A 23,971-nucleotide genomic window follows, 5' to 3' on the forward strand; every position below is an offset into this window, starting at 1 on the left:
AGCCATGTTGAAGTCAGCTTAACAAAAGTTAGAGGGATTGAAACTCCGCCCTTTGGGCGACGAATGGAGCACGCCGCGAAGAGCAGGCTTGCGGGGAGGAAACGCATCATGTCCCAGGGGCATTCTGGAGTCACGGGTCCCACGCGCCGCGGCGCTCTGGCTATGGGTGTGGGATTGGCCGCCGGCATCGGCCTGCCGTCGTCGTTGCGGGCGGCCCAGCCCCCTTCGGAACCGAAGGGGCAGGTCGTCGCCGGTCTGTCGCAGGAGCCAACCGTCTTTCATCCGCTGATGCCCGGCATCGAGGTCGATCAAGGCGTCTGGTGGCAGCTTTTCAGCACGCTTTGGTACATCGACCCGGAAGGCCGCTTCCAGCCGGACCTCGCCAAGGAAGTGCCCACCGTCGAGAATGGCGGTCTCTCCGCTGATGGCCTGACCTGGAAGATCAAGCTGCGCAACGACGCCAAATGGCATGATGGCACGCCCTTCACAGCCGAGGACGTCAAGTTCAGCATCGATCTGATCAACAACACCGCGTTCCGTGCCCGCAATCGTGTCGGTCACAGCCTCGTCCACGACATCAAGGTGGTCGCGCCGGACGAGATCCACTGGCGCATGGAAAGCGCCTACTCACCCTACATGTCGATCCTGTCGCTGTTCTTCATCGTGCCCAAGCACGCGCTGGAGAAGGCGTCCGACCCCAACGCTTCTCCCTTCAACAACGCGCCGATCGGCACCGGCCCATTCCGCTGGGGCGAGCGCGTGCCCGGCGACCATATCCAGCTCCTCGCCAACAAGAGCTATCATGGGCGCGGCCCCTTCCTGGAGCGCATCGTCTTCAAATACGTTCCCGACCTGACGGTACTCTACACCCAGTTTCGCACCGGCCAGATCGACTATACCGGCATCCAGGGCGTGCTGCCGAACTTCGTCAAGGAAGCCAAGACCCTGCCGGGCCGCAAGGTCTCGGTTTCGCCGATGGCCTCGATCGAGCATATCGCGCCCAATCTCGAATTCGGGCCGCTCGCCGATCGGTCGGTGCGGGAGGCGCTGTATCTCGCCATCAATAAGAAGGGGCTGATCGACGCGCTCAATTACGGGCTGCCGACGCCGACGGAATCCTTCGTGCCGCAGCAGGCCTGGGCCTTCAACAAGGAGCTGCCGGCTCACGCTTATGATCCGGCGAAGGCCAACACCATGCTCGACGCGGCCGGCTGGAAGCGCGGCTCCGGCGGCATTCGCGAGAAGAACGGGGTCAAGCTGGAATTCAGCAATTCGACCACCAGCGGCAATGCGGTGCGCGAGCAGACGCAGCAATTGCTGATGCAGGACTGGAAGGCGATCGGTGCTTCGCTGCGCATCAGCAACATGCCCGCCGCCGTGATCTGGGGCGACTTCTGGCAGCAGTCGAAGTTCCAGTCGGTGATCGTCGGCGTCAACTTCATGCTGGGCAGCGATCCCGACGTGACACCGCGCTTCGGCTCGGGCGCGATCCCGGCCAAGGGCGGACGCGGCTACAACACCTATCAGTACCAGAACAAGGAGGCCGACCGGCTGCTGGCGGAAGGGGCGGCGCAGTTCGACCTTGCCGCGCGCAAGAAGACCTATGGCGCGCTGCAGAAGCTGGTCCGCGACGATCTCGCGATCCTGCCGCTGTTCCAGTCGGTCATCGCCGAGGGCACCAAGGACGGGCTGCAAGGCTTCGCACCCAACATCAACACATCCTCCAATTGCTGGAACATGAGGGAGTGGTACTGGGCCTGACGGCCGGCGAGTCGCGCGATGCTTCCCTATCTGATTCGCCGGCTGGGGCAGGCGCTGGTGCTCCTGCTCATCGTCTCGATGCTCGGCTTCGCCATCCTGCATCTGGCGCCGGGCGGACCGCTGTCCCAGTTCGCTCTGTCCTCGCAGATGTCGCCGGAGGATATCGCGCGGATCTCGCACCAGCTCGGTCTTGATCGACCTCTGCCGATCCAGTACGCCGACTGGCTCTGGCGGATGCTGCAGGGCGATTGGGGCACATCCTACCGCGACGGCAGTGCTGTGCTCGCCGTCATCGGGTCACATCTGCGGGCGACTTTCGAGCTGATGGCGACGGCGACGCTGATTGCCTGCCTGCTCGGCTGCTGGATCGGCATTCTCGGCGCTATCCGGCGCTACTCGCTGTTCGACACCCTCGCCACCGTCGGCGCGATGATCGCTCTCTCGATTCCGACCTTCTGGTTCGGCTTGGTTGCGATCTACATCTTCTCGGTCACGCTCGGCTGGCTGCCGGCGGGCAACCGCCACACGGTCGGCGACGATTCCTTGCTCGACCTGCTGCATCACCTGATCGCTCCGGCGCTGGTGCTGGCGCTGGTCGAGATGGCGATCTGGGCACGTTTCATGCGCTCCTCGATGCTCGACGTCATCGGCCAGGACTATATCCGCACCGCCCGCGCCAAGGGCCTGCCGGAATGGAGCATCCTGTCACGGCACGCGCTGCGGAACGCGCTTCTGCCGATGATCACCGTCGCCGGCCTGCAGTTCCCGACGCTGCTCGGCGGCGCGCTGGTGGCGGAGACCGTGTTCACCTGGCCCGGCATGGGCCGCCTTTTCCTCGATTCGATCGCCTATCGCGACTACCCCGTGGTGATGGGCATCCTCATGCTTTCGGCCGCGATGGTCATGCTGGGCTCCCTCATCGCCGATCTGCTCTATGCCGTGGTCGATCCGCGGATCCGGATGGAGTGAGGCGATGAGCACGTCAGCCGCATCCGTCTCGACCGAACCGGGTCCCGTCGCCTCTGCGAACACGGCCTGGCGGCGCTTTCGCCGTCACCGGCTCGCCATGGCCGGCACCGTCACGATCCTGATTCTCGCTCTCGGGTCGTTCCTCGGCCCTTATCTTCTGCCCTTCGACGACACCTATATCGACATCCTGCAGCGCTTCGCGCCGCCGCTCTCCGGCGTGCATGTCCTGGGCACGGACGAACTCGGCCGCGACATCCTCGCCCGGCTGATGATGGGCGGGCGCATCTCGCTCGCGATCGGCTTCCTTGCCATGGCGGTCGCGATGGCAATCGGTATCGCGGTCGGGGTCATCGCCGGTTTCTACGGGGGCTGGCTCGGCTCGGCGCTGATGCGCTTCGTCGACGCGGTGCTGTGCTTCCCGACGATCTTCCTGCTGCTGGCACTGGCGGCGCTGACCGAGCCCGGCATCCTGGCGACCACCCTGCTGATCGCGGCGACCTCCTGGATGAACGTCGCCCGCATTGTCGAGGCGCAGATCCGTTCCTTGCGCGAGCGCGACTTCGCGGCGGCCGCTCGCTCGGTCGGCGCGAGTGACTTCTACATCATGTTCCGCAGTCTCTTGCCCAACGCCATGGCGCCGATCGTGGTGGCGGCGACGCTCAACGTCGCCAAGGCGATCCTGCTCGAATCCTATATCAGCTTCCTCGGTTACGGCATCCAGCCGCCGGCTTCGAGCTGGGGCAATATGCTCAACAATGCCCAGATCTACCTGACCAGCGCGCCTTGGCTCGCTCTTCTGCCCGGCATCGCGATCACGCTCGCCGTGACCAGCTTCAACTTCATCGGCGACGGCCTGCGCGATGCGCTCGACCCGCGCCTCGACATCAACTGATTCTCCCGCCGCGACGGCCGCCAACGAATATCCGAGGAGCCTTGTCCATGTCCCCGCCGGTCAACCGCATTCCCAGCGACGAGCGCCTACCGGAGGCCGTCGACGTCGTGGTCATCGGCGGTGGCGTGATCGGCGTATCCGCCTCCTATCACCTCGCCCGCAAGGGTCTTTCCGTCGCGCTGGTCGAGAAGGGCCATGTCGCCGGCGAGCAATCGAGCCGCAACTGGGGCTGGTGCCGCCAGCAGGGGCGGGCGCGCGCCGAAATTCCGCTCGCGCGCGAGGCGTTGCGCCTATGGGAGGAGCTGCAGGAGGAGGCTGGAGCCGATACCGGCTTCCGCCGCACCGGTGTGCTGTTCCTGACCAAGGACCCGAAGGAGGCGGCCGACTGGGAGCGCTGGGCTGGAATCGCACGCGAGCTGCAGGTCCACTCGACCTTGCTCACTCCGGCCCAGATCCGCGAGAAGCTTCCCGGCAACGCGCAGGATTGGGTCGCCGGCCTGCACACGCCGAGCGATGGCCGCGCCGAGCCCTCCATGGCGGTGCCTGCGCTGGCGCTGGCCGCCCGCAAGCGCGGAGTCACCATTCATCAGGGCTGCGCGGCGCGCGGGTTGGAGATGACGGGCGGCGCGGTCAGCGGCGTGGTGACGGAGAAAGGCACGATCCACACCCAGGCCGTACTGCTCGCCGGTGGGGCCTGGTCGTCGCTGTTCTGCCGGCGTCATGGCATCGACCTGCCGATCGGGCTGGTGGATGCCACGGCCTGTCGAACCACGCCGGCGCCCGAATTCACCGACGGAGCGCTCGGCACCACCGAATACTGCATCCGCCGCCGGCTCGACGGGGGCTTCACGCTCGCCCTGCGCGGGCGCGGCACGGTCAACCTCACGCCCGATATCCTGCGCTACGCCCGGATCTTCTGGCCGACCTTCAAGCAGCGCCGTGCCGGGTTGAAGCTGAGGCTGGGCGCCGACTTCTTCCAGCAACTCTTGGGCAGCGCCAACTGGCGCCTCGATCAGCCTTCACCCTTCGAGGCGGTGCGCGTGCAGGATCCGGCGCCCGACATGGAGCTGGTCAATTCGGCGCTGGCAGCACTGATCGCCGGCAATCCCGAACTCGAGGATATCCGCATCGCCGAGGCCTGGGGTGGCACGATCGACTCGACTCCGGACACTGTGCCTGTGATCTCCCCGGTTCCCAGTGTGAAGGGCTTCTTCCTCGCGACTGGCTTCTCGGGGCATGGCTTCGGCATCGGCCCCGCGGCCGGCAAGCTCGCGGCCGACATCGTCAATGGCGACACGCCGCTCGTCGATCCCGCCGCCTATAGCTATGAGCGGCTGATCGACGGCCGCCCGCTGGCTCCGGTCGGGTTGTTCTGAGGGCCGAAAGCGTGACCATCGTCTATAAGGCGAGTGCCGAGCGGGCAGGACAATGGGCGGCGGCCTTTGCCCGGCAGGCGCCCGATGTGCCGTTCCGGATCTGGCCGGATGTCGGCGATCCAGCTTCCGTCGAATATCTGCTGCTCTGGCAGCCGCCGGAGCGGATCGTCGAGACCTTCCCGAACCTGAAGATGCTGTTCTCGGTCGGCGCGGGCGTCGACCAGCTCGACTTTGACACGCTGCCGCCAGACTTGCCGGTGGTACGCATGCTCGAGCCGGGCATCGCCGAGAGCATGGCCGAATTCGCCTGCATGGCCACGCTGATGCTGCACCGGGACATGGCCGACTACATCGACCAGCAGCGCCGGCGGCAATGGCGGGAGATTCAGGTTCGTGCCGGCAGCGATCGCCGCGTCGGCATTCTCGGCTTGGGGCAGCTCGGCCAGGCGAGCCTGGAGATGCTGCGGCCATTCGGCTTTCGCCTCTCCGGCTGGAATCGTTCGCCGCGGCAGATCGAGGGCGTTGCCTGCTTCACGGGACAAGAGGAGTTGCCCGCCTTCCTGGTGCAGGCGGACATCCTGATCTGCCTTCTGCCGCTGACCGAGGCGACACGCGGCATTCTCGATGCAAAGCTGTTCGGGATGCTGCCGCGGGGCGCGGCCCTGATCAATGTCGGACGTGGCGGCCATCTCGTCGAGGCCGACCTGCTCGCTGCGCTGGAGAGCGGGCAGCTCTCGAGCGCGATGATCGATGTGCTCGAGCCCGAACCGCCCGCGCCGGAGCATCCGTTCTGGCAGCATCCGCGGATCGTGATGACGCCGCATATCGCCAGCATGACGCGGCCGGAGAGCGGTGCCGCCTTCGTGCTCGAAACCATCGAGCGCCACCGTCGGGGGCTTCCGATCGAGGGGCTCGTTTCGCGCAGCCGGTCTTATTGACGACGATAGGCCGCGGCGGCCGATCGAGTCAGGCCGGCGCCTGCGCGCTTCGCCTGAGGGCCAGCACGGCATTCAACCCGCCGAAGGCGAAGGAGTTCGAGAGCGCGTGGCGAACAACCGTCCGCCGCGCTCCTTCCGGCACCACGTCGAGGCCGCATTCCTCATCGGGTTCCGTGCAGTTCGCCGTGGGGGGCACGAGCTGGTGGTGCAGCGCCAGCGCCGTCACCAGGGCCTCGAAGGCGCCTGCGGCACCCAGGCTGTGACCGAGCACGCCCTTTGTCGACGAGACCAGCGGCAGGCCGTCTGCCGGAAAGATCGCGCGAATGGCCTTGCTTTCGATGGCGTCGTTCAGCGCTGTCCCAGTGCCGTGCGCGTTGATGTAGTCGACCGTGTCGGGAGCGATGCCGGCGCTCGCCATGGCGCGCCGCATCGCAGCTTCGGCTCCCTTCTGGTCCGGCGCGGTCAGGTCGCCGGCATCGGCATTGGCACCGAAGCCCGCGAGCTCGGCATAGATGCATGCGCCGCGAGCGACCGCCCGATCCCATTCCTCCAGGACGAGGATGGCACTGCCTTCGCCAAGGACCAGGCCGCTGCGGTTGCGCGAGAACGGGCGGCAGGTGTCGCGCGACAGGATCCTGAGCGCGTTCCAGCTCACCAGCGTGCCGTTCGTGATGCAGGCTTCGGCGCCTCCCGCGAGGGCGATGTCGCAATCCCCATGCAGGATGGACCGGAAGGCCAGCCCGATCGCATGCGTTCCCGAGGCGCAGGCGCTCGAGACGGCAAAGCTGTTGCCGTGCAGGCCGAGATCCATCGAGATCTGGCTCGCCGGCGCATTGGCCATGAGCTTCGGGATGGTGAGAGGGTGCACACCTCGTCCTTGCTCGCCATAGATCCGGTAGAAGCTGTCATCCACCGTATTCATGCCGCCGACGCCGACACCGATGACGATGTCCGCCTTGGCGAGCGCTGGATCACCTGGCTGAATCGCTGCATCGGCGACAGCTTCCCGTGCCGCGACGACGGCGAATTGCGAGATGCGATCGAGCGTCCCGAGCTGCTTCGGCGCAAAATGTTCCGTCGGATCGAAGTCGCGGATCTGCGCGGCGATCGGGCATGGGAGGCTGTCCGTGCGCGGCAGTACCAATGGCCCGATCGCGGTCTCCCCGGCAACGACGCGTTGCCAGGTGGCGGGCATCGTCAAACCGGCTGGCGAAACCGCGCCCAGGCCGGTGATGGCGACGCGCCTCACGCCGGTGCTCTGCTGCCGAGGGCTTCTCCGACGATGCGGGCGATGTCGCCGACCGTCTTGAGACCTTTGACGCTGGGGTCGTTCGCATCGAAGGGGACGCGGATGTCGAAACGCTCCTCGATGGCGAAGATCGTTTCCAGGACGTCGAGGGAATCGTACCCGGCTTCTTCGAGGCTGGTCGTCTCGGTGATCTCGGAGGGGTCGCGGCCGATCTGGCTCGCCACGATGGCTTTCACAGCCTCAAACGTGTCCTGCATATAAGCTGTACCTGTCCACACAATCGGGTCGTTCTGGTCCGGTCGCATCTTGCTGCGCTTGCGAAGCATGGGGTTCTCGGCGGCGGAAACACGATGCCGCGCTGCGCCAGTCCGAAGCCCGGGCTGCGCAAACGCAGGTTCCATGCCAATCCTGGCGACCGGCCCAGGTGATACAAACGATGCCAAGGCTCGTTGCGAGCCGCCTGATATCGCTTGTGAAATTCCGAGCAGGCGGAGCCTCGTCGCATCCGGCGCGATGGGTCTTGCAAGGATCCGCGCGACATTTCCTGTCGGAAGCATCGTGATTTGATGGTAACCACGGGAGGTGGCGTCGGGTCTGTGGCCTCCGCACCTGCGTCGAGCCGCGCAGGGTCTTCTTTCCGATCTCCCTCATCGATCGGGAACGGAGCCGTTCAGCCGGCGTTCACAGGCTGCCCGCTTGATTTTCAGCGATAGGCATAAGGAGAGCGCTATGGGTATTTTCGATTCGATTAAGAAAGCCATTTTTGGAGAAGCCAAGGCGGAGACGGTCGCCCCTGCACCGAGTTCGGCCGCCCCCGGCGCTCCTGCCCCTGCGGGCGCGACGGCCACTCCGTCCCAGTCCGTCGACGTGACTGCGATCCTCGACGAGGCGGTGCGCGTCAGCGGCCAGAAGCTCGACTGGAAGCATTCCATCGTCGACCTGCTTAAGGCGCTGAAGATCGACAGCAGCTTCGCCGCGCGCAAGGCGCTGGCGACGGAGCTCGGCTATAGCGGCGACGCCAGTGATTCCGCTGCGATGAATATCTGGCTGCACAAGGCCGTCATCAAGAAGCTCTCGGAGAACGGCGGCAAGGTTCCGGCCGATCTGCTCGACTGAGCCGAAAGGCCCAGCACCGCAGGCGTTTGCCGCAGTTGCTGCAGCGGCGACCTCGATCGCACCAAGAAAGAAAGCCCGCCCTGGAGGCGGGCTTTTGTCGTTGCGGGCAGGGCTCGCCATGCTTGCCGATGGACTGCGCGGGCCTGCCCTGCAGGACGCAAGGCATGGCGATGCTCGATGGAGCCGATGCCGGGTTGACGGCCCGGCGGACAATGCGATGTTCTTCTTCGAAACATTCCAAGTCCGAAGTGTGCCGGAGGCTGGAGGCAAGCGATGGGAGCCGGTATTTCGCGCAGGAGTTTCCTGCGAACCGGGGCCGCGGCCGGTGTCGCCCTCAACGTCTCCTTCCTGCCGTCCCCGGCGGGCGCACGGTTGGTAGAGACCCCGCCGCGCCCGGGGCCCGACTGGATCGACCCTTCAGGGCGGCCACGCTATCGCCTCGACGCCCTGGCGAAGGTCACGGGTGCCAAGACCTTCGCGCGCGACTATCGCGCCGTCGACCTCCCCGGTTGGCCGCGGGAGCAGTCGCATGCCTTCTTCATCCACGCGACCAAGGCGGATCGGAGTTTCGAGGGGCTCGACCTTGCCGCACTCGGTGAGGATCTGAAGCCAGACCGGCTGGTGCTGCACGAGGATCTCGTGGCCGACGGGATCGTCACGCCTCATCCGGATTTCTTCGGGGACGTCTTCCTCGTCCCCAAGGGCGAGACGCCGCGGCTGCTCGGCCAGCCGGTCGCGCTGCTGATCTATCGGGATTTCGCCCGCTACGACGCGGCCAAGCGCAAGATCCGCTTCGACGACAGTGTCGTCCGCTATGGCGCCCAGACGCCCTACAATCAGCCGCCGAATTACGGTGCGGCGCGCTATGTCCGCGTCGACGGCGGCACGCCCGAGGCGGAGGATCGCTACTCGGCCCTCAAGGACAGCACGATCTACGGCAAGTTCGCCGGCGAAAAGGTCGTCTGGCCCGATGCCAGCCCGGGCGATGCGATGGGGCGGGGTATGGCTGCCGCCGCCGAGATCGAGAAAAGCATCGCCGCTGCCGGCGAGGGCGCGCTCGTCCTGAAGCGGAGCTATTTCTCACAGTCGATCGATGCCTCGGCGATGGAGGCCGACAACGGCAATGTCTGGTACGACGCGGCGAGCGGCGTGCTCCACCTCATGGTCGCCTCGCAGTCGCCGCATGAGGTGGCGGAGGTCTCGGCCGAGCTGGTGTCGAAGTCGAAATTCCCGCTGAAAGAGGTCGATCTCAAGGTCGGCTACACGGTCGGCTACGGGACGAAGGATCATCACATCTTCCCGTTCTTCTGCGTCGTCGCCGGGCTCTATGGCGAGGGGCGACCGGTGCGTCTCGCCAATGACCGCTTCGAGCAATTCCAGATGGGGCTGAAGCGTCACGCCTTCTGGATGGACAACACGCTGGTCGTCGATCGCGGCACGGGCAAGTTCCGGATCATGACCGGCCATTCCCGGACCGATGGCGGCGGACGGGCGAACTACTCCTTCTCGGTCGCCTTCGTCGGCGCCACGGCGGCGCAGTCGATCTACTATTTGCCGCAGAGCGACTTCTCCGCGGCCGCCTTCGCCTCGCGGGCGGTCGAGGGCGGTTCCACCCGCGGCTATGGCACGCTGCAGACCATGTCGGCCACCGAGATGATGGTGGACGAGGCGGCGGAACTGCTCGGGATCGATCCGATCGAGCTCAGGCTGCGCAATGTCTTCCGCTCGGGCATGAAGAACAGCCAGGGTGCTATCCCGGCCGGCGCGCTGCGCAACGAGGAGGTGCTGCACAAGGCCCGCGCGCATCCGCTCTGGGCCGAGCGGCTGCAGAAGAAAAAGGCGTTCGAGGCGGCCAATCCGGGCAGGAAATACGGCGTCGGTTACGGCCATGTGCAGAAGGATTACGGCACGGGCGCTGAAGCCGCGCTGGTCTCGATCGCTTTCGATCCGAAGGGCCGGATCAGCCTGCAGCATGTCGCCCATGAGATGGGGCCAGGCGTCACCACCTCGCAGGCGATCATGGTCGGGGAAATCCTCGGCCGGGTGCCGGACGAGACCGAATACGGCGTGGTGCGCTGGCCGCAGATGCCGCTCGAGACCACGGACGAGCCTTATACGACGAGCCAGGAAGAAGAGGATCGGCGCAAGCTGAATCCGCGCTGGACGCCGCGCATCACCTCGCCGATGAGCGCGACCAACAGCGTTTACTATCTCGGCCACGCCACCCGCGAGGCGGCTCGCATCCTTCTCGACCTCGCGCTCTGGCCGGCCGCGCGCTCGCTCTGGTCGCGCGGGATCGGCGGTGGCGCGCTCGCACCCTATGATGTGCGGCGCGAGGATCTCAGGCTGACAGGCGGCATGGTCAATGCGGGCGGCATGCCGCCGCTCGCCTTCGAGGCCGTGGCCGCGGAGGCGCATCGGCTCGGCCTGCCCTGTGGCGTGACGGTGCACACCTTCAATCGCTGGCAGTGGACCGAGGCCGAGTTCGACGTCCCGGATCGCGGGCGTCTGCGGATGGCGATCGACGCGCTGGCGCTGCGTTATGGCGAAGGCGCCTCCGAAGACCGGAAGCAGTTGATGACGACCGGTGGCTGGCACTTCCTCGAGCGGGCCAAGGTCGATTATCCGCCGACCCAGCGCAACAATGCCGGCGTCACCTACTATGCCCCGATGGCGACCCTCGCCGAGGTCTCGGTCGATACCGCGACCGGCGCGGTCTCCCTGCTGTCGCATCATTCGATCCTGGAATGCGGGCGACAGGTCGTGCCGGAACTGGTCTCCGGCCAGATCCAGGGCGGCCTCGCCATGGGCATCGGGCACGTGCTCAAGGAGTATCTGCCGCTGTACGAGGACGGCCCCGGGGATGGGACCTGGAACTGGAACCGCTACGAGCTGCCGCGCGCGAAGGACGTCGCGGTCTGGTCGCAGACGGCGGAGGTTCTGCCGCCGCTGTCGGAGAGTGACCCGCCGAAGGGCATCGCGGAAGTGGTGATGATCGCCGTGGTGCCGGCCATCGCCAACGCGGTGACCCATGCGATCGGCAAGCGCTTCTACCAGTTGCCGATCACCTCCGAGAAGATTCGCGAGGCCCTGTCATGACGATCGCGACGAAGCCGCTTTCCCTCACCGTCAATGGCCAGCCCATCGGCCCGATCGAGGTGCCAGAAGGCCTGATGATGCAGGATTTCCTGCATGAGTACCTGAACCTCACGGGCTCGCGCATGGGCTGCGGCCAGGGCATCTGCCATGCCTGCACGGTCATCGTCGAAAGCGAAGCGGGGGCGCTCAGGGAGATGCGCAGCTGTATCACCGGCGCACACTGGTTCGCCGGCAAGAAGGTGGTGACGGTCGAGGGCCATGCGAGTCAGGGCGCCAATGGCGAGATCAAGCTGTCTCCGGTCCAGCAGGCCTTCATCGAGCAGTTCGCCTTCCAGTGCGGCTACTGCACGCCGGGCTTCGTGACCGGTGCGACGGTTCTCCTCGACCAGCTCAAGCGCAAGCCGATCCCTCGCGCCGAGCTCGACCAGGCCGTGACCGACGCGCTCGACAAGCACATCTGCCGCTGCACCGGCTATGTGCGCTACCACACCGCCGTGCGCGACCTCATCCTCAAGACATCTGGCCTGCTCCGCGGCTGAAGGAGGCGAATGATGAGGAAGCGGAGTGTCCTGCTCGCTGCCGCGGCGGTGATCCTGGTCGGAGCCGTCGCGGTTGGCAGCGTGTTTCTCGGCGCCTTCGAGACGAGCGTCGTATCCCGCGCCGTGGACAACCCACTCGGCGCCGGCGAGATGAAGAAGCTCGCCGAACGCGGTGCCTATGTCGCCACTGCAGCCGATTGCTATGCCTGCCATACGGCCAAGGACGGGGCTCCTTGGGCTGGGGGGCTGCCGTTTGAGACGCCCTTCGGCACGCTCTACGCCACCAACATCTCGCCGGACAAGCGGTTCGGCATCGGCAATTGGACGCGGGCGGAGTTCCATCGCGCGGTCCGCGACGGCGTCGGCAAGGGCGCGCGCCATCTTTATCCGGCGATGCCCTATGCCTCCTATCGCGGGATGAGCGAGGCGGATGTCGATGCCGTCTATGCCTATCTCATGACGCGCGAGCCGATGCCGGTCGAGAACCGCAGGAACGAGCTTGGCTTTCCGTTCAATATCCGGCAGTCGCTCACCTTCTGGAACCTCGCCAACCTGCCGCGGAACGGTCTGGAGGCAGACCCGAAGCGCTCGGAGCTGTGGAACCGGGGCCGTGTCGTCGTCGATGCGCTGGCCCATTGCGGCGAATGCCACACGCCGCGCAATTTGCTCCAGGGCATGGATTCGGGCGCCTATCTGAAAGGCGCGGTGCTCGAGGGCGTCGAGGCGCCGGACATCACCAAGGAGGGGCTGACGCGGATGGGTTTCGACCCGCTGACGCTGGCCGCCTTCATGAAGTCCGGGCTCTCGGTTCAGGGCTCGATGACGCACCAGATGTTCGAAGTGGTGCATTTCTCGACGCAACACATGACCGAGGACGACCTGCGGGCGATGTCGGCTTATCTCTTCGATCTCGACGCGCTGCCCGCGGCATCGGCAACGCCACCCGCGCCCAAGCCCGTCGAGGTCCCAGCCGCCATCGCCACCGCCGCGCGCAAGACCTATCTCGATCTCTGCTCAGGCTGCCACGGCGCCGAGGGGCAAGGTATCCCGCATGTCGCGGTCCCGCTGGCGACGAACGCCTCGTTGCGGCTTTCGAGTCCGCGGAATTTCGTCAGGGCCGTGCTCCACGGCATTCCGGCCCAGCGCTTCCCCGGGCTGGAGCGGATGGAGGCGATGCCGGGCTTCACCGAGCTTGTCGACGACAAGGCCCTGGCCGATCTGACGAACTGGATGCGCGCACGCTGGGGCGGGCAGCAGCCGAACGTCACCGCCGAAGAAGTCGGCAAGCTGCGCTGACTGGCGGTTCGTTGAGGAGCCCTCAGTCGTCTCGGTGATCGCAGCGTCCTTGCCCCGGTGCGGCAGACTGGACTTGGCGGTCGCGCGATCGCGCGACCGGGGAGACGAGGGCTTTCCGACCACGTCAGGTTCGCATCCCTGTGATGGCGCAGAAGCGCCATGCAGCCTTGATCATTAGTGATGATGATATTGTCAGGTAGACATGGCGGCGGACCCGGACGGTCCGCAGTGAGGAGGGGAACGCCGCATGGCACGCAGAATGATCAGGGCCGGTCACGTCATCGCCTTCCAGAATGGCGGCCATCGCCATCTTCGCGACGGCGTCGTGGTCTGGGAAAACGACAAGATCATCCACGTCGGCAAAAGCTTCGACGGCGAGGTCGACGAGGTTGTCGATGCGCCCGAGAAGATCGTTACGCCGGGCTTCATCAACACCCACGCCCATCTGACCGAGTCGCCGCTCGACAAGAGCTATGTGGAGGATCGCGGACCGCGTGCGTTCTATCTATCCGGACTGTTCGAGTTTCTGACCGCGCGCGACGTCTCGATCACCGACGATATGCGCCGCGCCTGCATCGCCTTCTCCGTCCCGGAGCTGATCCGGACCGGTACGACCACGATCATGGAGATCGGCGGTTATGGCGAGGATACGGTCAGGATCGCCGGCGGGGCGGGCCTGCGTGCTTATGTCGGCCAGGGCCATCGCTCCGGCCGCTGGTACACCGATGACGGACGCACCGTGAAATATAGCTGGCTGGAGGATGACGGCCAGGCGGGCTTCGAGAAGGCCGTGCAGTTCATCGAGAAGCATGACGGCCTGATGAATGGCCGTATCAAGGGCTTCCTCACGCCCGCTCAGGTCGATACCACCTCGGAGGCGATGCTGCGCAAGACGCGTGCTGCCGCCACCGCCATGAAGGTGCCCCTCGCCCTGCACACCTCGCAATCCGTGCCGGAATTCCTCGAGATGACGCGCCGCCACGGCTGCACGCCGATCGAATGGCTGCAGAAGCTCGGCTTCCTCGGCCCCGACGTCATCCTCGGCCATGCCATCATGCCCGGTGGCTCGTCCTGGACGAACTACCACGCCGACGATATCGGCATCCTTGCCGATACCGGCACCAACGTCGCCCATGCGGTCTGGGTCTTCGCACGTCGCGGCATCGCGATGGAGAGCTTCGCGCGTTATCTCGCGCGTGGCGTGAACATGACGCTCGCCACCGACACCTGCCCGCAGAGCATGATCGAGGCGCTGCGCTGGACCGCCGTCGTCAGCAAGATCGTCGACCGGCGCACCGAGGTGGCGACGGCGGCCGATGTCTTCAATGCCGCCACGCTCAACGGTGCCAAGGCGCTGGGTCGCGACGATCTCGGCCGGATCTCGGTGGGCGCCAAGGCCGACATGCTGCTCTGGGAAGGCCGCAGCCTGTTCATGACACCGGTACGCGACCCGATCCGCAATATCGTCTACTCGGCGCAAGCCGACGACCTGAACAGCTCGATCGTCGATGGCGAATGGATCATGCGCGACCGGCATATTCCCGATGTCGACCTGCCGAAGCTCGCCGCCGGGGTGCAGGAGGCGGCCGAGGCAATGTGGGCCGGCACGCCCAATGGCGACTGGGCGAAGCGAACCATCGACCAGCTGTCGCCGGAGAGCTTCCCGCCGTTCAAGCCCTGAACCGGGCCTGCGGCAGTCCTCCCGGTCTGCAGCATGCCGGGAGACAATTCACGCGGATTGACGCTTTCGGCTATCAAGCAGCATGACGATGGTTTGGGGATGCCTTTGCTGCAGGCCGCCACGCGAGGCCAGCGCGGGGCTTCGCCGCCAGACGGCGGATCGGACGATCATGAGCGATCAGGACGCGGCTGCGGATACGAAGCTTCCGCTGGACGAGCGGATGCAGCTGATCGCCTTGCGCCTCCTGGCTGCGTCGGATGGCCCGTCGGGAGCGCTGAGTCTCGCCGCGGCCTTCCGACAAGCGGGCATCGACGTCGCTGAGGCGACTGCAGGGCGCTATCTGCGACAGCTTGACGAGCGCGGCTATACACGTTCCCTCGGCAAGCGGGGGCGTGTCCTGACGCCAGAGGGGGAGGACCGGCTTTCGGCCCTCATCCGGAGCAGCAGCCTTGCCGGCCATGGCGCACGTGTCACGGCCGCGGTCGCCGGCCATTCGCTCCAGCAACTGATCGACCTGCTGCATGTGCGCCGGGCGGTCGAGATCGAAGCGGCGGGGCTGGCGGCGCAGCGCGCGACGGATGAAGAGATCGATGCGCTTCTTGCGGCAGGAAGGCGCCACGTCGACTGTGTCGATACCAGCGAGAGCGTTCCGGTCGCTCATGGCTTCCATGAGCTGGTCTCGCGGGCCTCTCACAACGAGATGCTCGCGGTGATGACGGAGATGCTGCTCGACCCGCGGCACGATCCACTGGCGAAGCTGCTCGACGACATTGCCAACGATACCGGCACGACGCTGAGCATGGCGCTCGATCATCCCCGCATCGCCGAGGCCATCCGGGCGCGCGACGCGACCGCAGCCGAGGAGGCGATGCGCCGGCACATGGACCGGATCCTCGCGGTGGTATGCGGCTATCGCGATACCCGGCAGAGCGGAAAATGACCGGAAAGGGTGGTGCCGCTGCCTAGTCTCCCGTTGGTTGAACCCTTCGCGCGGCCGCCCAGAGCAAGGCCGCGCCGAGCAAGGCGGCAGCGATCGACGCGGTGAAGACTGCGATCTTGGCCGCGGCGAAATCGCCGGGATCGCCGAAAGCCTGACCCGCGATGAAGAGCGACATGGTGAAGCCGATGCCGGCAAGAGCGCTCGCGCCGGCGAGCTGCGACCAGGAGTATTCCTCGGGCTTGATGGCGATGCCGAGACGAACCGCCAGTGCGGTGGCGCCCAGCATGCCGAGCGGCTTGCCGAGAACCAGACCGGCCATGATCGCCAGCACCAGCATGCCGCGTCCGTCGAGGACGCCGGGCGCGATGGCGACGCCGGCATTGGCGAGGGCGAAGAGGGGCAGCACGAGATAGCTTGAGCGGGCACCGGCATGGCGCAGCAGGCGGTCGGCCGGCGATTCCAGACGGTCGTGGATTGCGTCGAGCGCGCGCAGAGCCGGGGTCGAGGGACCGTGTCGCAGCACTTCGCCGCCATGGGCGGCTTCAGCCAGCATGATCGCGTTGGCCTGCGCGGTCAGGGCGGCGAGGTTCGCCGGTGGGCGGGTCGGAATGAACAATGCCAGCAGGACACCGGCCAACGTCGCATGCAGGCCACCGGCGTAGATGCAGGCCCAAAGCGCGATGCCGATGAGCGTATAGGGCGCGACGCGGTAGACATGCGCCCGGTTGAGTGCCGCAAGCCCGGCGGTCAGGGCGAGTGCGCCGAGCAGATAACCAAGGTGCAGTTCGCCCGAGTAGAACAGCGCCACGACGACAATCGCCCCGATATCGTCGACGATGGCGGCGGCGGTCAGGAAGATGCGCAGCTCGATCGGCACGCGCGAGCCCATCATCACGATGATCGCGATGGCGAAGGCAGTGTCGGTCGCCATCGGAATGCCCCAGCCATGCGACCAGGGACCGCCGGGCAGGATCAGGATGTAGAAAAGGGCAGGGACCAGCATGCCGCCGATCGCGCCGGCGATCGGCAGTGCGGCGGAACGTCGTCCGGCGAGGTGCCCGACGGTGAATTCGCGCTTGATCTCCAGCCCGACCACCAGAAAGAACACCGTGAGCAGGCCGTCATTGACCCAATGCTGGATCGACATGCCGAAGCGGGTCTCGCCGATGGAAAGCGCCAGCTCGCGATGCCAGAAGGCCTCGAAGGCCGGCCCCAGGGGCGAGTTCGTCAGAGCGATGGCGAGGATCGTCGCCAGCAGCAGCAGGATGCCGGCCGAAGGCCCCCAGCTCGCGAAGTCGAGGGCCGCGGCGCGGAAGCGATGGCCGAGTGTTCCCAGCATCGCGTCGAGGAAGGAGCTTTCGTCCCAGGGGCCGTCATAGCGGCGTTCGTTGATGAAGAAGGTCGGCGTGAAGAGCACGCCGCTGGCATGCGAGCTGACGATGTCGGCCTCGACCCGTGCGGCGGCACGCTGCAGCTCTCCGGCGTCTTCGTCTCGCGCCAGATCCAGTTCCCCGAGCCCGAGATCGCGGGCGACCGCTGTTAGATCGTCCTCGGTCAGGACCTGCGAGCGCGTCATCAGCTTGACGTGCGCGTCCCAGAACTGTTCGGGCGTCCGCGCTCGTTCGACGAGTTCGGCGGCGCGCAGCGCGAGTTCGCTGCCGGTCAGCGGGCGGTGGCGGAAGACATAGCGCAAACGCTCGCCGAGCTCGTCGCGGACTTCGGCGATGCGCTCATTGGCGGCTCGACAATAGGGGCAGGCATAGCTGCCATATTCGACGAGCGTGATCTGCGCGTGGTCCGGGCCGAGGACGTGATCGACCGCAGTGTCGACTGAGCGATCGAGGCGGTTGGCAATCGCAGCCTGCGGCATCCCCAGTGGCCCTTCTCGCTATTGTGGCGATGGCATGAAGCCGTCGCCTCGCCTCTCCGGCAAGTCATGCCTCGCGCATGCTAGCGAGAGCGAGGGCTCGCGTCAGCCGCTCCGGGGAAGCTAGCCCGGTCGCATCGGGCCTACCTGTTCACCGCAAGGCTTCCCGGGTTCGATGTCAGAGCCAGCGGCGCTCCGCCGACGAGGCGACGGCTCGTTCGATGAAGTGCACGCCGCGTGCACCGTCCGCTACGGTCGGGTAATCGGCGTCGAGTGGATCGGCCGTGACACCTGCGCGGCGAGCACGAATGTCCGCGAAGATGCCGCGATAGACGTTGGCGAAAGCCTCGATGAAGCCTTCGGGATGGCCGGAAGGCAGCCGTACCGCGCGCCGAGCCGCATCGCCGAGCCAGGGCGAGGCGCGCGTCAGGATCTCGGTCGGGCCGTCAAGGCGGTAGTGGACGAGGCGGTTCGGTTCCTCCTGCCGCCATTCCAGCGTGCCGCGCTCGCCGGTGACTCTCAGCCGGAGGTCGTTTTCGAGCCCGGCATTGATCTGCGAGGCGACCAGGACACCGCGTGCACCACCCTCGAAGCGCAGCAGCATGCTGGCGTCGTCATCGAGCGCGCGGCCCGGCACGAGGGCGCCGAGATCGGCAACGAGCTCCTCGATGGCCAGGCCCGTCACGGTCGAGATCAGGTTCTCGGCATGGGAGCCGATGTCGCCCAGCGCGCCGGCGATGCCGCTGCGGGCGGGGTCGGTACGCCAACCGGCCTGCTTGTTGCCAGTGCTCTCAAGAGCGGTGGCGAGCCAGCCCTGATTATATTCGACCACGACCTTGCGGGTGGCGCCGAGTGAGCCGGAGCGCACCATCTCGCGCGCTTGCCGGACCATTGGGTAGCCGGTGTAGTTATAGGTGACGCCGAAGACGCCGCCTTGCTCCGCGACGGTCGCCACGAGCGTGTCGGCCTGCACGCTCGTATGTACCAGCGGCTTGTCGCAGACGACGTTGAAGCTGGCGGCCGCGAAGGCCTGGGCGATCGGGAAATGGCTGTCGGTCGGCGTGACGATGACGACCGCGTCGACGCGCTCGGCCGGTGGGCGCTTCAGTTCCGCGTCCAGAAGAGCCTGCCAGCTCGGATGGTTGTTATCCTCGGTCAGGCCGAGCGCACGGCCCGAGGCGAGGGCCTTTTCCGGCGTTGCGGACAGAGCTCCCGCGGCAAGTTCCGCCAGCCCGTCGAGCGCAATGGCGTGGCGGTGCACCGCGCCGATGAAGGCACCGTGACCGCCGCCGACCATGGCGTAGCGCAACCGGGGCGGGATTTCGTCGTTCATCGGCCTGTCCGTCATGATGCGGGCGGCCGCTCCACGACGGAGCGGCCGGGATCTGTCGTTCGCTCAGAACGGCGAGTCGGGGTGGTAGAACTCCTTGGCGTTGCTCTTGTCGATCAGCACCGAGGGGATGATGGTGGTGGCCGGCAGCTTCTCGCCCTTGAGGCGCGCCTCGGCCGTCAGCTTGATCGCGTCGTAGATGAATTTCGGCGAGTAGCTGACATTGGCCTGGATGCGCGGATCCTTGCCGTCGAGGATGATCTTGACCATGTCCTTGGCACCGGCACCGCCGAAGATGATCTTGATATCCTTGCGGCCGGCCTGGTCGATGGCGCGGATCGCTCCGAAGGCCATGTCGTCGTCGGCGGCCCAGAAAGCGTCGATGTCCTTGAAGCGGGTCAGGAAGTCCTGCGTGACCTTGTAGGCGTCGTCGCGGTTCCAGTTGGCGAACTTGGCATCAAGCAGTTTGATGTCGGGGTGGCCCTTGAGCACGCCGCTGAAGGCATCCATGCGCTCGGTGTCGAGCGTGGTCGGGATGCCGCGCAGCGCAACGACCGTGCCCTTTCCGCCCAGAGTCTTGGCGATGTATTCGGCCGGGATCTTGCCGAAGGCGGTGTTGTCGCCGGCGACATAGGCATCCTGCGCCGAGGTATCGGTCAGGCCACGGTCGACCACCGTCACATAGGCGCCCTTGGCCTTCACATTAGCGACAGGCCGGGTCAGCGCTGCGGACTCGAAGGGGAAGACGACGAGCGCGTTGATCTTGTTGACCGTGCTCAGGTCCTGGAGCTGGTTGGCCTGCTCGGTCGCGTTGGCGGCAGTGCGGATCGTGATCTTGAGATCCTTGTGCTTGGCCTCGAGATCCTTCTTGGCCTGGTTGGCCCAGTAGTTGATGCCGCCCATGAAGCTGTGCGTCGCGGCGGGAATGGAGACGCCGAGATTGACCGGCTCGGCGGCGGCGCCACTCGCCGCGAAGGCGAGGCCCGCGGCCGTGGCGGCGAGCAAGAGGCTGCGTCTGGTCTGCTTGGACATCGCTTCTCTCCCTATGTCGACCGCCCTCAGCGGCGGCCTTTCTGCAAAAACGCGACGGTGATGATGACGAAGCCCTGCACGGCGGCGTTGAGATAGACGCTGATCAGGCTGGTCAGATTGAGGATGTTGCTGATCACCGAGAGCAAGATCGCGCCGACGACCGTGCCGGTGATGCTGCCATGGCCGCCCTTGAGTGCGGCGCCGCCGACGATGACCGCCGCGATCGCCTCCAGTTCCCAGAGCAGGCCGGTGGTCGGCGAGGCCGAGCCCAGCCGCGGCACGTAGAACAGCGTGGCGATGCCGACGCAGATGCCGAGCAGCATGTAGGTCAGGATCTTGACGCGCTCGACATTCACCGCCGCATAGCGCGCCACGGTCTCGTTGGAACCGATCGCCTGGACATGCCGGCCATAGGCGGTCTTGTTCAGGATTGTCGCGCCGATCAGCGCGACGACGAGGAAGGCGATGACCGGCACCGGCACGCCGAGCACATTGCCGTAATAGGCCGGCGCATAAAGGTCGGCGAGGCTGTTCTCCAGCGTCAGCGCTCCGCCATCGGCGAAATAGGTCAGGTAGGCACGGTAGATGCCGAGCGTGCCGAGCGTGACGATGAATGGCTCGATCCGGCCCTTCGCGATCAGCACGCCCTGGATCAGGCCGAAGATGCCGCCGAGCAGGATGGCGAGCCCGGCACCGAGCACGACCGCTCCGAGCGGGGAACCCAGCGCGCCCGCCGCCCAGTTGATGAACATGATGACGCAGCCGGCGATCAGTGCTGCCATCGAGCCGACCGAGAGGTCGATGCCTCCCAGGATGATGACGAAGCACATCCCGACCGCGATGATGCCGATGAAGGCGGTGCGAGTGAGCACGTTGAGTGCGTTGTCGAGCGTGGCGAAATCGCCGTTCAGCCCGGCGCCCACGATGCAGAGCACGATGAGGCCGATGACCGGGCCAAAGCTGGCGAGCCGGTCGGAGAAAGACGGACCGGCCTCGGCGCGGCGCGTCTCGCTCACTGGAGCGGCTGCGGTCTCAGGCTGCGACATGTCGGGCTCCCGTTGCGTGAGCGATCATGGTCTCCTCGGTCATCTCCGCGCCTTCGACGGTCGCGACCAGCCGGCCGGAGCGCATCACCGCGACGCGATGGGCAAGCCCGATCAATTCGATCAGCTCGGACGAGATCACGACGACCGCGAGCCCCTGGCGGGCGAGTTGATGGATCAGGCCATAGATCTCGCGCTTCGCTCCGACATCGACGCCGCGCGTCGGCTCGTCGAGGATCAGCACGCGCGGCTTCGGGTGCAGCACCTTGGCGAGCGCCAGCTTCTGCTGGTTGCCGCCTGACAGGGCGGCGGCCCTGGCCGAGAGCGATCCGGTGCGGATGCCGAAGGTCTCGACCGCGCCTTCCAGCGCCTTGCGTTCGGCGCCGTGGTCCAGCCAGGGGCGTGCATATTGCTTGAGCGCCATCAGGGTCAGGTTTGGCGCGAGCGGGAAGTCGACATGCAGGCCCTTGCCCTTGCGGTCCTCGCTCAGATAGCTCAGGCCCTGCCGCGTCGCATCGCCGAGTGAATTCAACGTCGCCGGACGCCCGGCGAGCGAGACCCGCCCGCCGCCCGGCCTGAGACCGAGGATACCCTCGAAGAGCTCGGTGCGGCCGGCGCCGACCAATCCGGCGAAGCCGAGGATTTCTCCCGGCCGCACAGAGAAGGACACATCCTGCGCCCAGCCGGGCACGGTGAAATTCTCGACCGCGAGCGCCGGCGCGGCCGCCGCATCGAAGCCTTCCTTGGCCGGGAAGAGATCGGCGATCTCGCGGCCGACCATCATCGTCGCCATGGCGTGGCGGGTGAGCGAGGCGGTCGGCGCTCGGCCGACGAGCTTGCCATCGCGCATCACGATCACTTCGTCGGTGATGCGCTCGACCTCGTCGAGCTTGTGCGAGATGTAGATGATCGTGACGCCGGCTGCGCGCATGCGCTCGATCAGGGCGAAGAGGCGGGCGACCTCCGAGGGCGTGAGCGTCGCGGTCGGCTCGTCCATGATGAGCAGCCGCGCCTGGCGCGAGAGCGCCTTGGCGATCTCGACAAGCTGCTTTTCCGCGACGATGAGCCGACGGACTGGCGTGTCCGGGGCGCGATCGAGGCCCACTTGCTGCAGGGCCGAGGCGGCCTCGCGGCGCATTCCGGCCTCGTCGAGGAGCCAGCCTTTCCGGCGCTCGTGGCCGAGGAAGATGTTGCCGGCGATTGTCAGGTCTTCCGCCAGGTTGAACTCCTGGTGGATCAGCACGATGCCGCGCGCCTCGGCATCGCGCGAGCCGGAAAAGGCGACCGGTTCGCCGTCGACCAGAACGCGGCCCTCGGTCGGCTTCTCGTAGCCGGCGAGGATCTTCATCAGGGTGGATTTCCCTGCGCCGTTCTCGCCGAGCAGTCCGTAGACGCGACCGGGTTCGAGCGCGAAGCAGACGCCGTGCAGCACCTCGACAGGGCCGAAGCGCTTCACGATGCCGTCGAAAGCGACGGAGAGGCCCGGGCCGGTGGTGTTCTTGCCGGTCGCGCTCATGCGGGGCTCCCGGTGCGCAGGGCCTCGCGCATCGCCAGCACGCCGGCGCCGATCAGCCCGGTCTCAGGTCCCAACGGCGCGGAGGTGATCTCCAGATGACGCGTCGAAAGGGCCAGCGAGCGCTGATTCACGCTCTGGCGGATGGCGGCGAGGAACATCGGGCCGATCGCGGCGACGCCACCGCCGATGAAGATGTGCGAGGGGTTGTAGAAGTTCACCAGCGCCGCCAACACCTGGCCGATCAGCCGGCCGGAGCGGCGCACGATCGCATCCGCCGTCTCGTCTCCATCGCGGCAGGCGGCACCGACATCGCTGGCGAGAAGGCGCCCGTGCTGGGAGAGGCGCTGCGCCAATGCCGGGCTGCGTCCCGTTTCGGCGGCTTCGAGCCCCATGGTCACGATGGCGGGGGCGGCTGCCATCGCCTCGACGCAACCGCGATTGCCACAGCGGCAGAGGGGACCCTCAGGGTCGGCACAGATATGGCCGATGTCGCCGGCAGAGCCGCTGGCGCCGCGATAGAGCTCGCCGTGGCAAACAATGCCGCAGCCGATACCGGTGCCGACCTTGATGACGAGGAAGTTTTCAAGCTGGCGGCGCTGGCGCCAGAGCACGCCGAGCGCCATCAGGTTCACGTCATTGTCGACGAAGACGGGCGCATCGAGGATCTCGCGCAGGTCGTCGCGGATGGCATAGCTGTCCCAACCTGGCATGAGCGGCGGATTCACGAGCTGGCCGACAGCGAAATTGACCGGGCCGGGTACGCCGATGCCGACGGCCAGAACCGCGTCGCGGGCGATACCGTTCTGAGCGAGCATCGCGGGGAGAAGCGCGCGCAGGCGCGCCATGATCGGCCCGGGTCCGGCCTCGACATCCGCCTCCTGCGAATGGCGTGCGATCAGGCTGAGATCCGGGCGCAGCAGCGCGATGTCGAGGCTGGTTGCACCGATATCGACGCCGATCAGCACGCCGATGCGGCCATGAACGCAGAGCGTCTCGGCCCGGCGCCCGCCAGTGGAATGCTGTGCGCCGGCTTCGTCGAGCAGGCCCTGGTCGAGAAGCCCGGCAGCAAGTGCGTTGGTCTTGCTGCGGGAGAATTGCAGCGTATCGGCCAGGGCATGGCGCGCTACGCCGCCAGCCCAGAACGCGGCTTCGAGCAGCGCCAGCTCGTCGGGACTCAGGGCATGCCAGGGCAGTGCGATCTTTGCCTCCCGCGTTCCTCGCTCGACCTTGTTGCGGTCGTTGGGGAGGAGCTTGGCGTGGGCCTTCCAACCACTCAAGACCGAACTTCAACCTAAATCAGGCAAAAGATTGATTTAAGAGCTGCCCG

General features: G+C 66.5%; 19 protein-coding genes. 11 read left to right on the forward strand and 8 right to left on the reverse strand.

The features are described 5' to 3' along the window. Positions 1-108: 108 nt before the first annotated feature. Genes CE453_RS05850 through CE453_RS05870 form a run of 5 tightly spaced genes read left to right on the forward strand, consistent with a single transcriptional unit; the run spans position 109 to position 5,936 of the window. A complete protein-coding gene (locus tag CE453_RS05850; protein ID WP_198302274.1) occupies positions 109-1,761 on the forward strand; it encodes a peptide ABC transporter substrate-binding protein in 1,653 nt (550 codons plus the stop codon). An 18-nt stretch (positions 1,762-1,779) separates the two neighbouring features. Continuing rightward, positions 1,780-2,730 (forward strand): ABC transporter permease, encoded by a 951-nt coding sequence (locus tag CE453_RS05855; protein WP_089173730.1) that lies wholly within the window; start codon positions 1,780-1,782, stop codon positions 2,728-2,730. 4 nt (positions 2,731-2,734) lie between these two features. Further along, a complete protein-coding gene (locus tag CE453_RS05860) occupies positions 2,735-3,622 on the forward strand; it encodes an ABC transporter permease (protein ID WP_089173731.1) in 888 nt (295 codons plus the stop codon). A 47-nt stretch (positions 3,623-3,669) separates the two neighbouring features. After that, positions 3,670-4,998 (forward strand): NAD(P)/FAD-dependent oxidoreductase, encoded by a 1,329-nt coding sequence (locus CE453_RS05865; RefSeq protein ID WP_089173732.1) that lies wholly within the window; start codon positions 3,670-3,672, stop codon positions 4,996-4,998. A gap of 11 nt (positions 4,999-5,009) precedes the next feature. After that, positions 5,010-5,936 carry a 2-hydroxyacid dehydrogenase gene (locus CE453_RS05870; protein WP_089173733.1) on the forward strand — a complete coding sequence of 309 codons (927 nt, stop codon included), beginning with the start codon at positions 5,010-5,012 and terminating at the stop codon, positions 5,934-5,936. A gap of 28 nt (positions 5,937-5,964) precedes the next feature. On the opposite strand, the gene CE453_RS05875 is transcribed toward CE453_RS05870, so the two are convergent. Beyond that, complete coding sequence (locus CE453_RS05875) at positions 5,965-7,185, reverse strand: beta-ketoacyl-[acyl-carrier-protein] synthase family protein (RefSeq protein ID WP_089173734.1); 1,221 nt, start codon at positions 7,183-7,185, stop codon at positions 5,965-5,967. Beyond that, positions 7,182-7,442, reverse strand: coding sequence for an acyl carrier protein (locus tag CE453_RS05880; protein ID WP_089177733.1), 261 nt, complete (start codon positions 7,440-7,442; stop codon positions 7,182-7,184). Before CE453_RS05880 ends, CE453_RS05875 begins: the two co-directional genes overlap by 4 nt. A gap of 472 nt (positions 7,443-7,914) precedes the next feature. On the opposite strand from CE453_RS05880, the gene CE453_RS05885 reads away from it, so the two are divergent. The 6 genes from CE453_RS05885 to CE453_RS05910 all read left to right on the forward strand — a co-directional run bounded on the left by CE453_RS05885 (position 7,915) and on the right by CE453_RS05910 (position 15,856). Beyond that, on the forward strand, positions 7,915-8,301 hold the full coding sequence (locus tag CE453_RS05885) for a DUF3597 domain-containing protein (protein ID WP_089173735.1): 387 nt from the start codon (positions 7,915-7,917) through the stop codon (positions 8,299-8,301). Between the two features lie 273 nt (positions 8,302-8,574). Then, positions 8,575-11,400, forward strand: a complete 2,826-nt coding sequence (locus CE453_RS05890; RefSeq protein WP_089173736.1) for a xanthine dehydrogenase family protein molybdopterin-binding subunit — start codon at positions 8,575-8,577, stop codon at positions 11,398-11,400. Next, positions 11,397-11,939, forward strand: coding sequence for a (2Fe-2S)-binding protein (locus tag CE453_RS05895; protein WP_089173737.1), 543 nt, complete (start codon positions 11,397-11,399; stop codon positions 11,937-11,939). Before CE453_RS05890 ends, CE453_RS05895 begins: the two co-directional genes overlap by 4 nt. A gap of 12 nt (positions 11,940-11,951) precedes the next feature. After that, complete coding sequence (locus CE453_RS05900) at positions 11,952-13,235, forward strand: cytochrome c (RefSeq protein ID WP_248307974.1); 1,284 nt, start codon at positions 11,952-11,954, stop codon at positions 13,233-13,235. A 247-nt stretch (positions 13,236-13,482) separates the two neighbouring features. Next, a complete protein-coding gene (locus tag CE453_RS05905; protein WP_089173739.1) occupies positions 13,483-14,916 on the forward strand; it encodes a chlorohydrolase family protein in 1,434 nt (477 codons plus the stop codon). 169 nt (positions 14,917-15,085) lie between these two features. Then, complete coding sequence (locus CE453_RS05910) at positions 15,086-15,856, forward strand: FCD domain-containing protein (RefSeq protein WP_198302275.1); 771 nt, start codon at positions 15,086-15,088, stop codon at positions 15,854-15,856. Positions 15,857-15,878: 22 nt separating this feature from the next. On the opposite strand, the gene nhaA is transcribed toward CE453_RS05910, so the two are convergent. The 6 genes from nhaA to CE453_RS05940 form a co-directional block, all read right to left on the reverse strand. Further along, positions 15,879-17,726 carry a Na+/H+ antiporter NhaA gene (gene nhaA / locus CE453_RS05915; RefSeq protein WP_089173741.1) on the reverse strand — a complete coding sequence of 616 codons (1,848 nt, stop codon included), beginning with the start codon at positions 17,724-17,726 and terminating at the stop codon, positions 15,879-15,881. Between the two features lie 175 nt (positions 17,727-17,901). Continuing rightward, positions 17,902-19,056 (reverse strand): Gfo/Idh/MocA family protein, encoded by a 1,155-nt coding sequence (locus tag CE453_RS05920; protein WP_089177734.1) that lies wholly within the window; start codon positions 19,054-19,056, stop codon positions 17,902-17,904. Positions 19,057-19,119: 63 nt separating this feature from the next. Further along, positions 19,120-20,085 carry a substrate-binding domain-containing protein gene (locus CE453_RS05925; protein ID WP_089173742.1) on the reverse strand — a complete coding sequence of 322 codons (966 nt, stop codon included), beginning with the start codon at positions 20,083-20,085 and terminating at the stop codon, positions 19,120-19,122. 26 nt (positions 20,086-20,111) lie between these two features. Then, the gene (locus CE453_RS05930; protein ID WP_089173743.1) at positions 20,112-21,131 is read right to left on the reverse strand and encodes an ABC transporter permease; all 1,020 of its coding nucleotides are present in this window, start codon (positions 21,129-21,131) and stop codon (positions 20,112-20,114) included. Continuing rightward, complete coding sequence (locus tag CE453_RS05935) at positions 21,118-22,644, reverse strand: sugar ABC transporter ATP-binding protein (RefSeq protein ID WP_089173744.1); 1,527 nt, start codon at positions 22,642-22,644, stop codon at positions 21,118-21,120. The genes CE453_RS05930 and CE453_RS05935 overlap by 14 nt, the downstream gene beginning before the upstream one ends. Next, positions 22,641-23,921, reverse strand: coding sequence for an ROK family protein (locus tag CE453_RS05940; protein WP_198302276.1), 1,281 nt, complete (start codon positions 23,919-23,921; stop codon positions 22,641-22,643). The genes CE453_RS05935 and CE453_RS05940 overlap by 4 nt, the downstream gene beginning before the upstream one ends. Positions 23,922-23,971 lie beyond the last annotated feature (50 nt).

Source organism: Bosea sp. AS-1, from assembly GCF_002220095.1.
Taxonomy (GTDB): domain Bacteria; phylum Pseudomonadota; class Alphaproteobacteria; order Rhizobiales; family Beijerinckiaceae; genus Allobosea.

Coding starts and splice junctions, on each gene's coding strand:
- CE453_RS05850 (WP_198302274.1), top strand. CDS start 109: ATGTCCCAGGGGCATTCTGGAGTCACGGGTCCCACGCGCCGCGGCGCT.
- CE453_RS05855 (WP_089173730.1), top strand. CDS start 1,780: ATGCTTCCCTATCTGATTCGCCGGCTGGGGCAGGCGCTGGTGCTCCTG.
- CE453_RS05860 (WP_089173731.1), top strand. CDS start 2,735: ATGAGCACGTCAGCCGCATCCGTCTCGACCGAACCGGGTCCCGTCGCC.
- CE453_RS05865 (WP_089173732.1), top strand. CDS start 3,670: ATGTCCCCGCCGGTCAACCGCATTCCCAGCGACGAGCGCCTACCGGAG.
- CE453_RS05880 (WP_089177733.1), bottom strand. CDS start 7,442: ATGCAGGACACGTTTGAGGCTGTGAAAGCCATCGTGGCGAGCCAGATC.
- CE453_RS05885 (WP_089173735.1), top strand. CDS start 7,915: ATGGGTATTTTCGATTCGATTAAGAAAGCCATTTTTGGAGAAGCCAAG.
- CE453_RS05890 (WP_089173736.1), top strand. CDS start 8,575: ATGGGAGCCGGTATTTCGCGCAGGAGTTTCCTGCGAACCGGGGCCGCG.
- CE453_RS05895 (WP_089173737.1), top strand. CDS start 11,397: ATGACGATCGCGACGAAGCCGCTTTCCCTCACCGTCAATGGCCAGCCC.
- CE453_RS05900 (WP_248307974.1), top strand. CDS start 11,952: ATGAGGAAGCGGAGTGTCCTGCTCGCTGCCGCGGCGGTGATCCTGGTC.
- CE453_RS05905 (WP_089173739.1), top strand. CDS start 13,483: ATGGCACGCAGAATGATCAGGGCCGGTCACGTCATCGCCTTCCAGAAT.
- CE453_RS05910 (WP_198302275.1), top strand. CDS start 15,086: ATGAGCGATCAGGACGCGGCTGCGGATACGAAGCTTCCGCTGGACGAG.
- nhaA (WP_089173741.1), bottom strand. CDS start 17,726: ATGCCGCAGGCTGCGATTGCCAACCGCCTCGATCGCTCAGTCGACACT.
- CE453_RS05920 (WP_089177734.1), bottom strand. CDS start 19,056: ATGAACGACGAAATCCCGCCCCGGTTGCGCTACGCCATGGTCGGCGGC.
- CE453_RS05925 (WP_089173742.1), bottom strand. CDS start 20,085: ATGTCCAAGCAGACCAGACGCAGCCTCTTGCTCGCCGCCACGGCCGCG.
- CE453_RS05930 (WP_089173743.1), bottom strand. CDS start 21,131: ATGTCGCAGCCTGAGACCGCAGCCGCTCCAGTGAGCGAGACGCGCCGC.
- CE453_RS05935 (WP_089173744.1), bottom strand. CDS start 22,644: ATGAGCGCGACCGGCAAGAACACCACCGGCCCGGGCCTCTCCGTCGCT.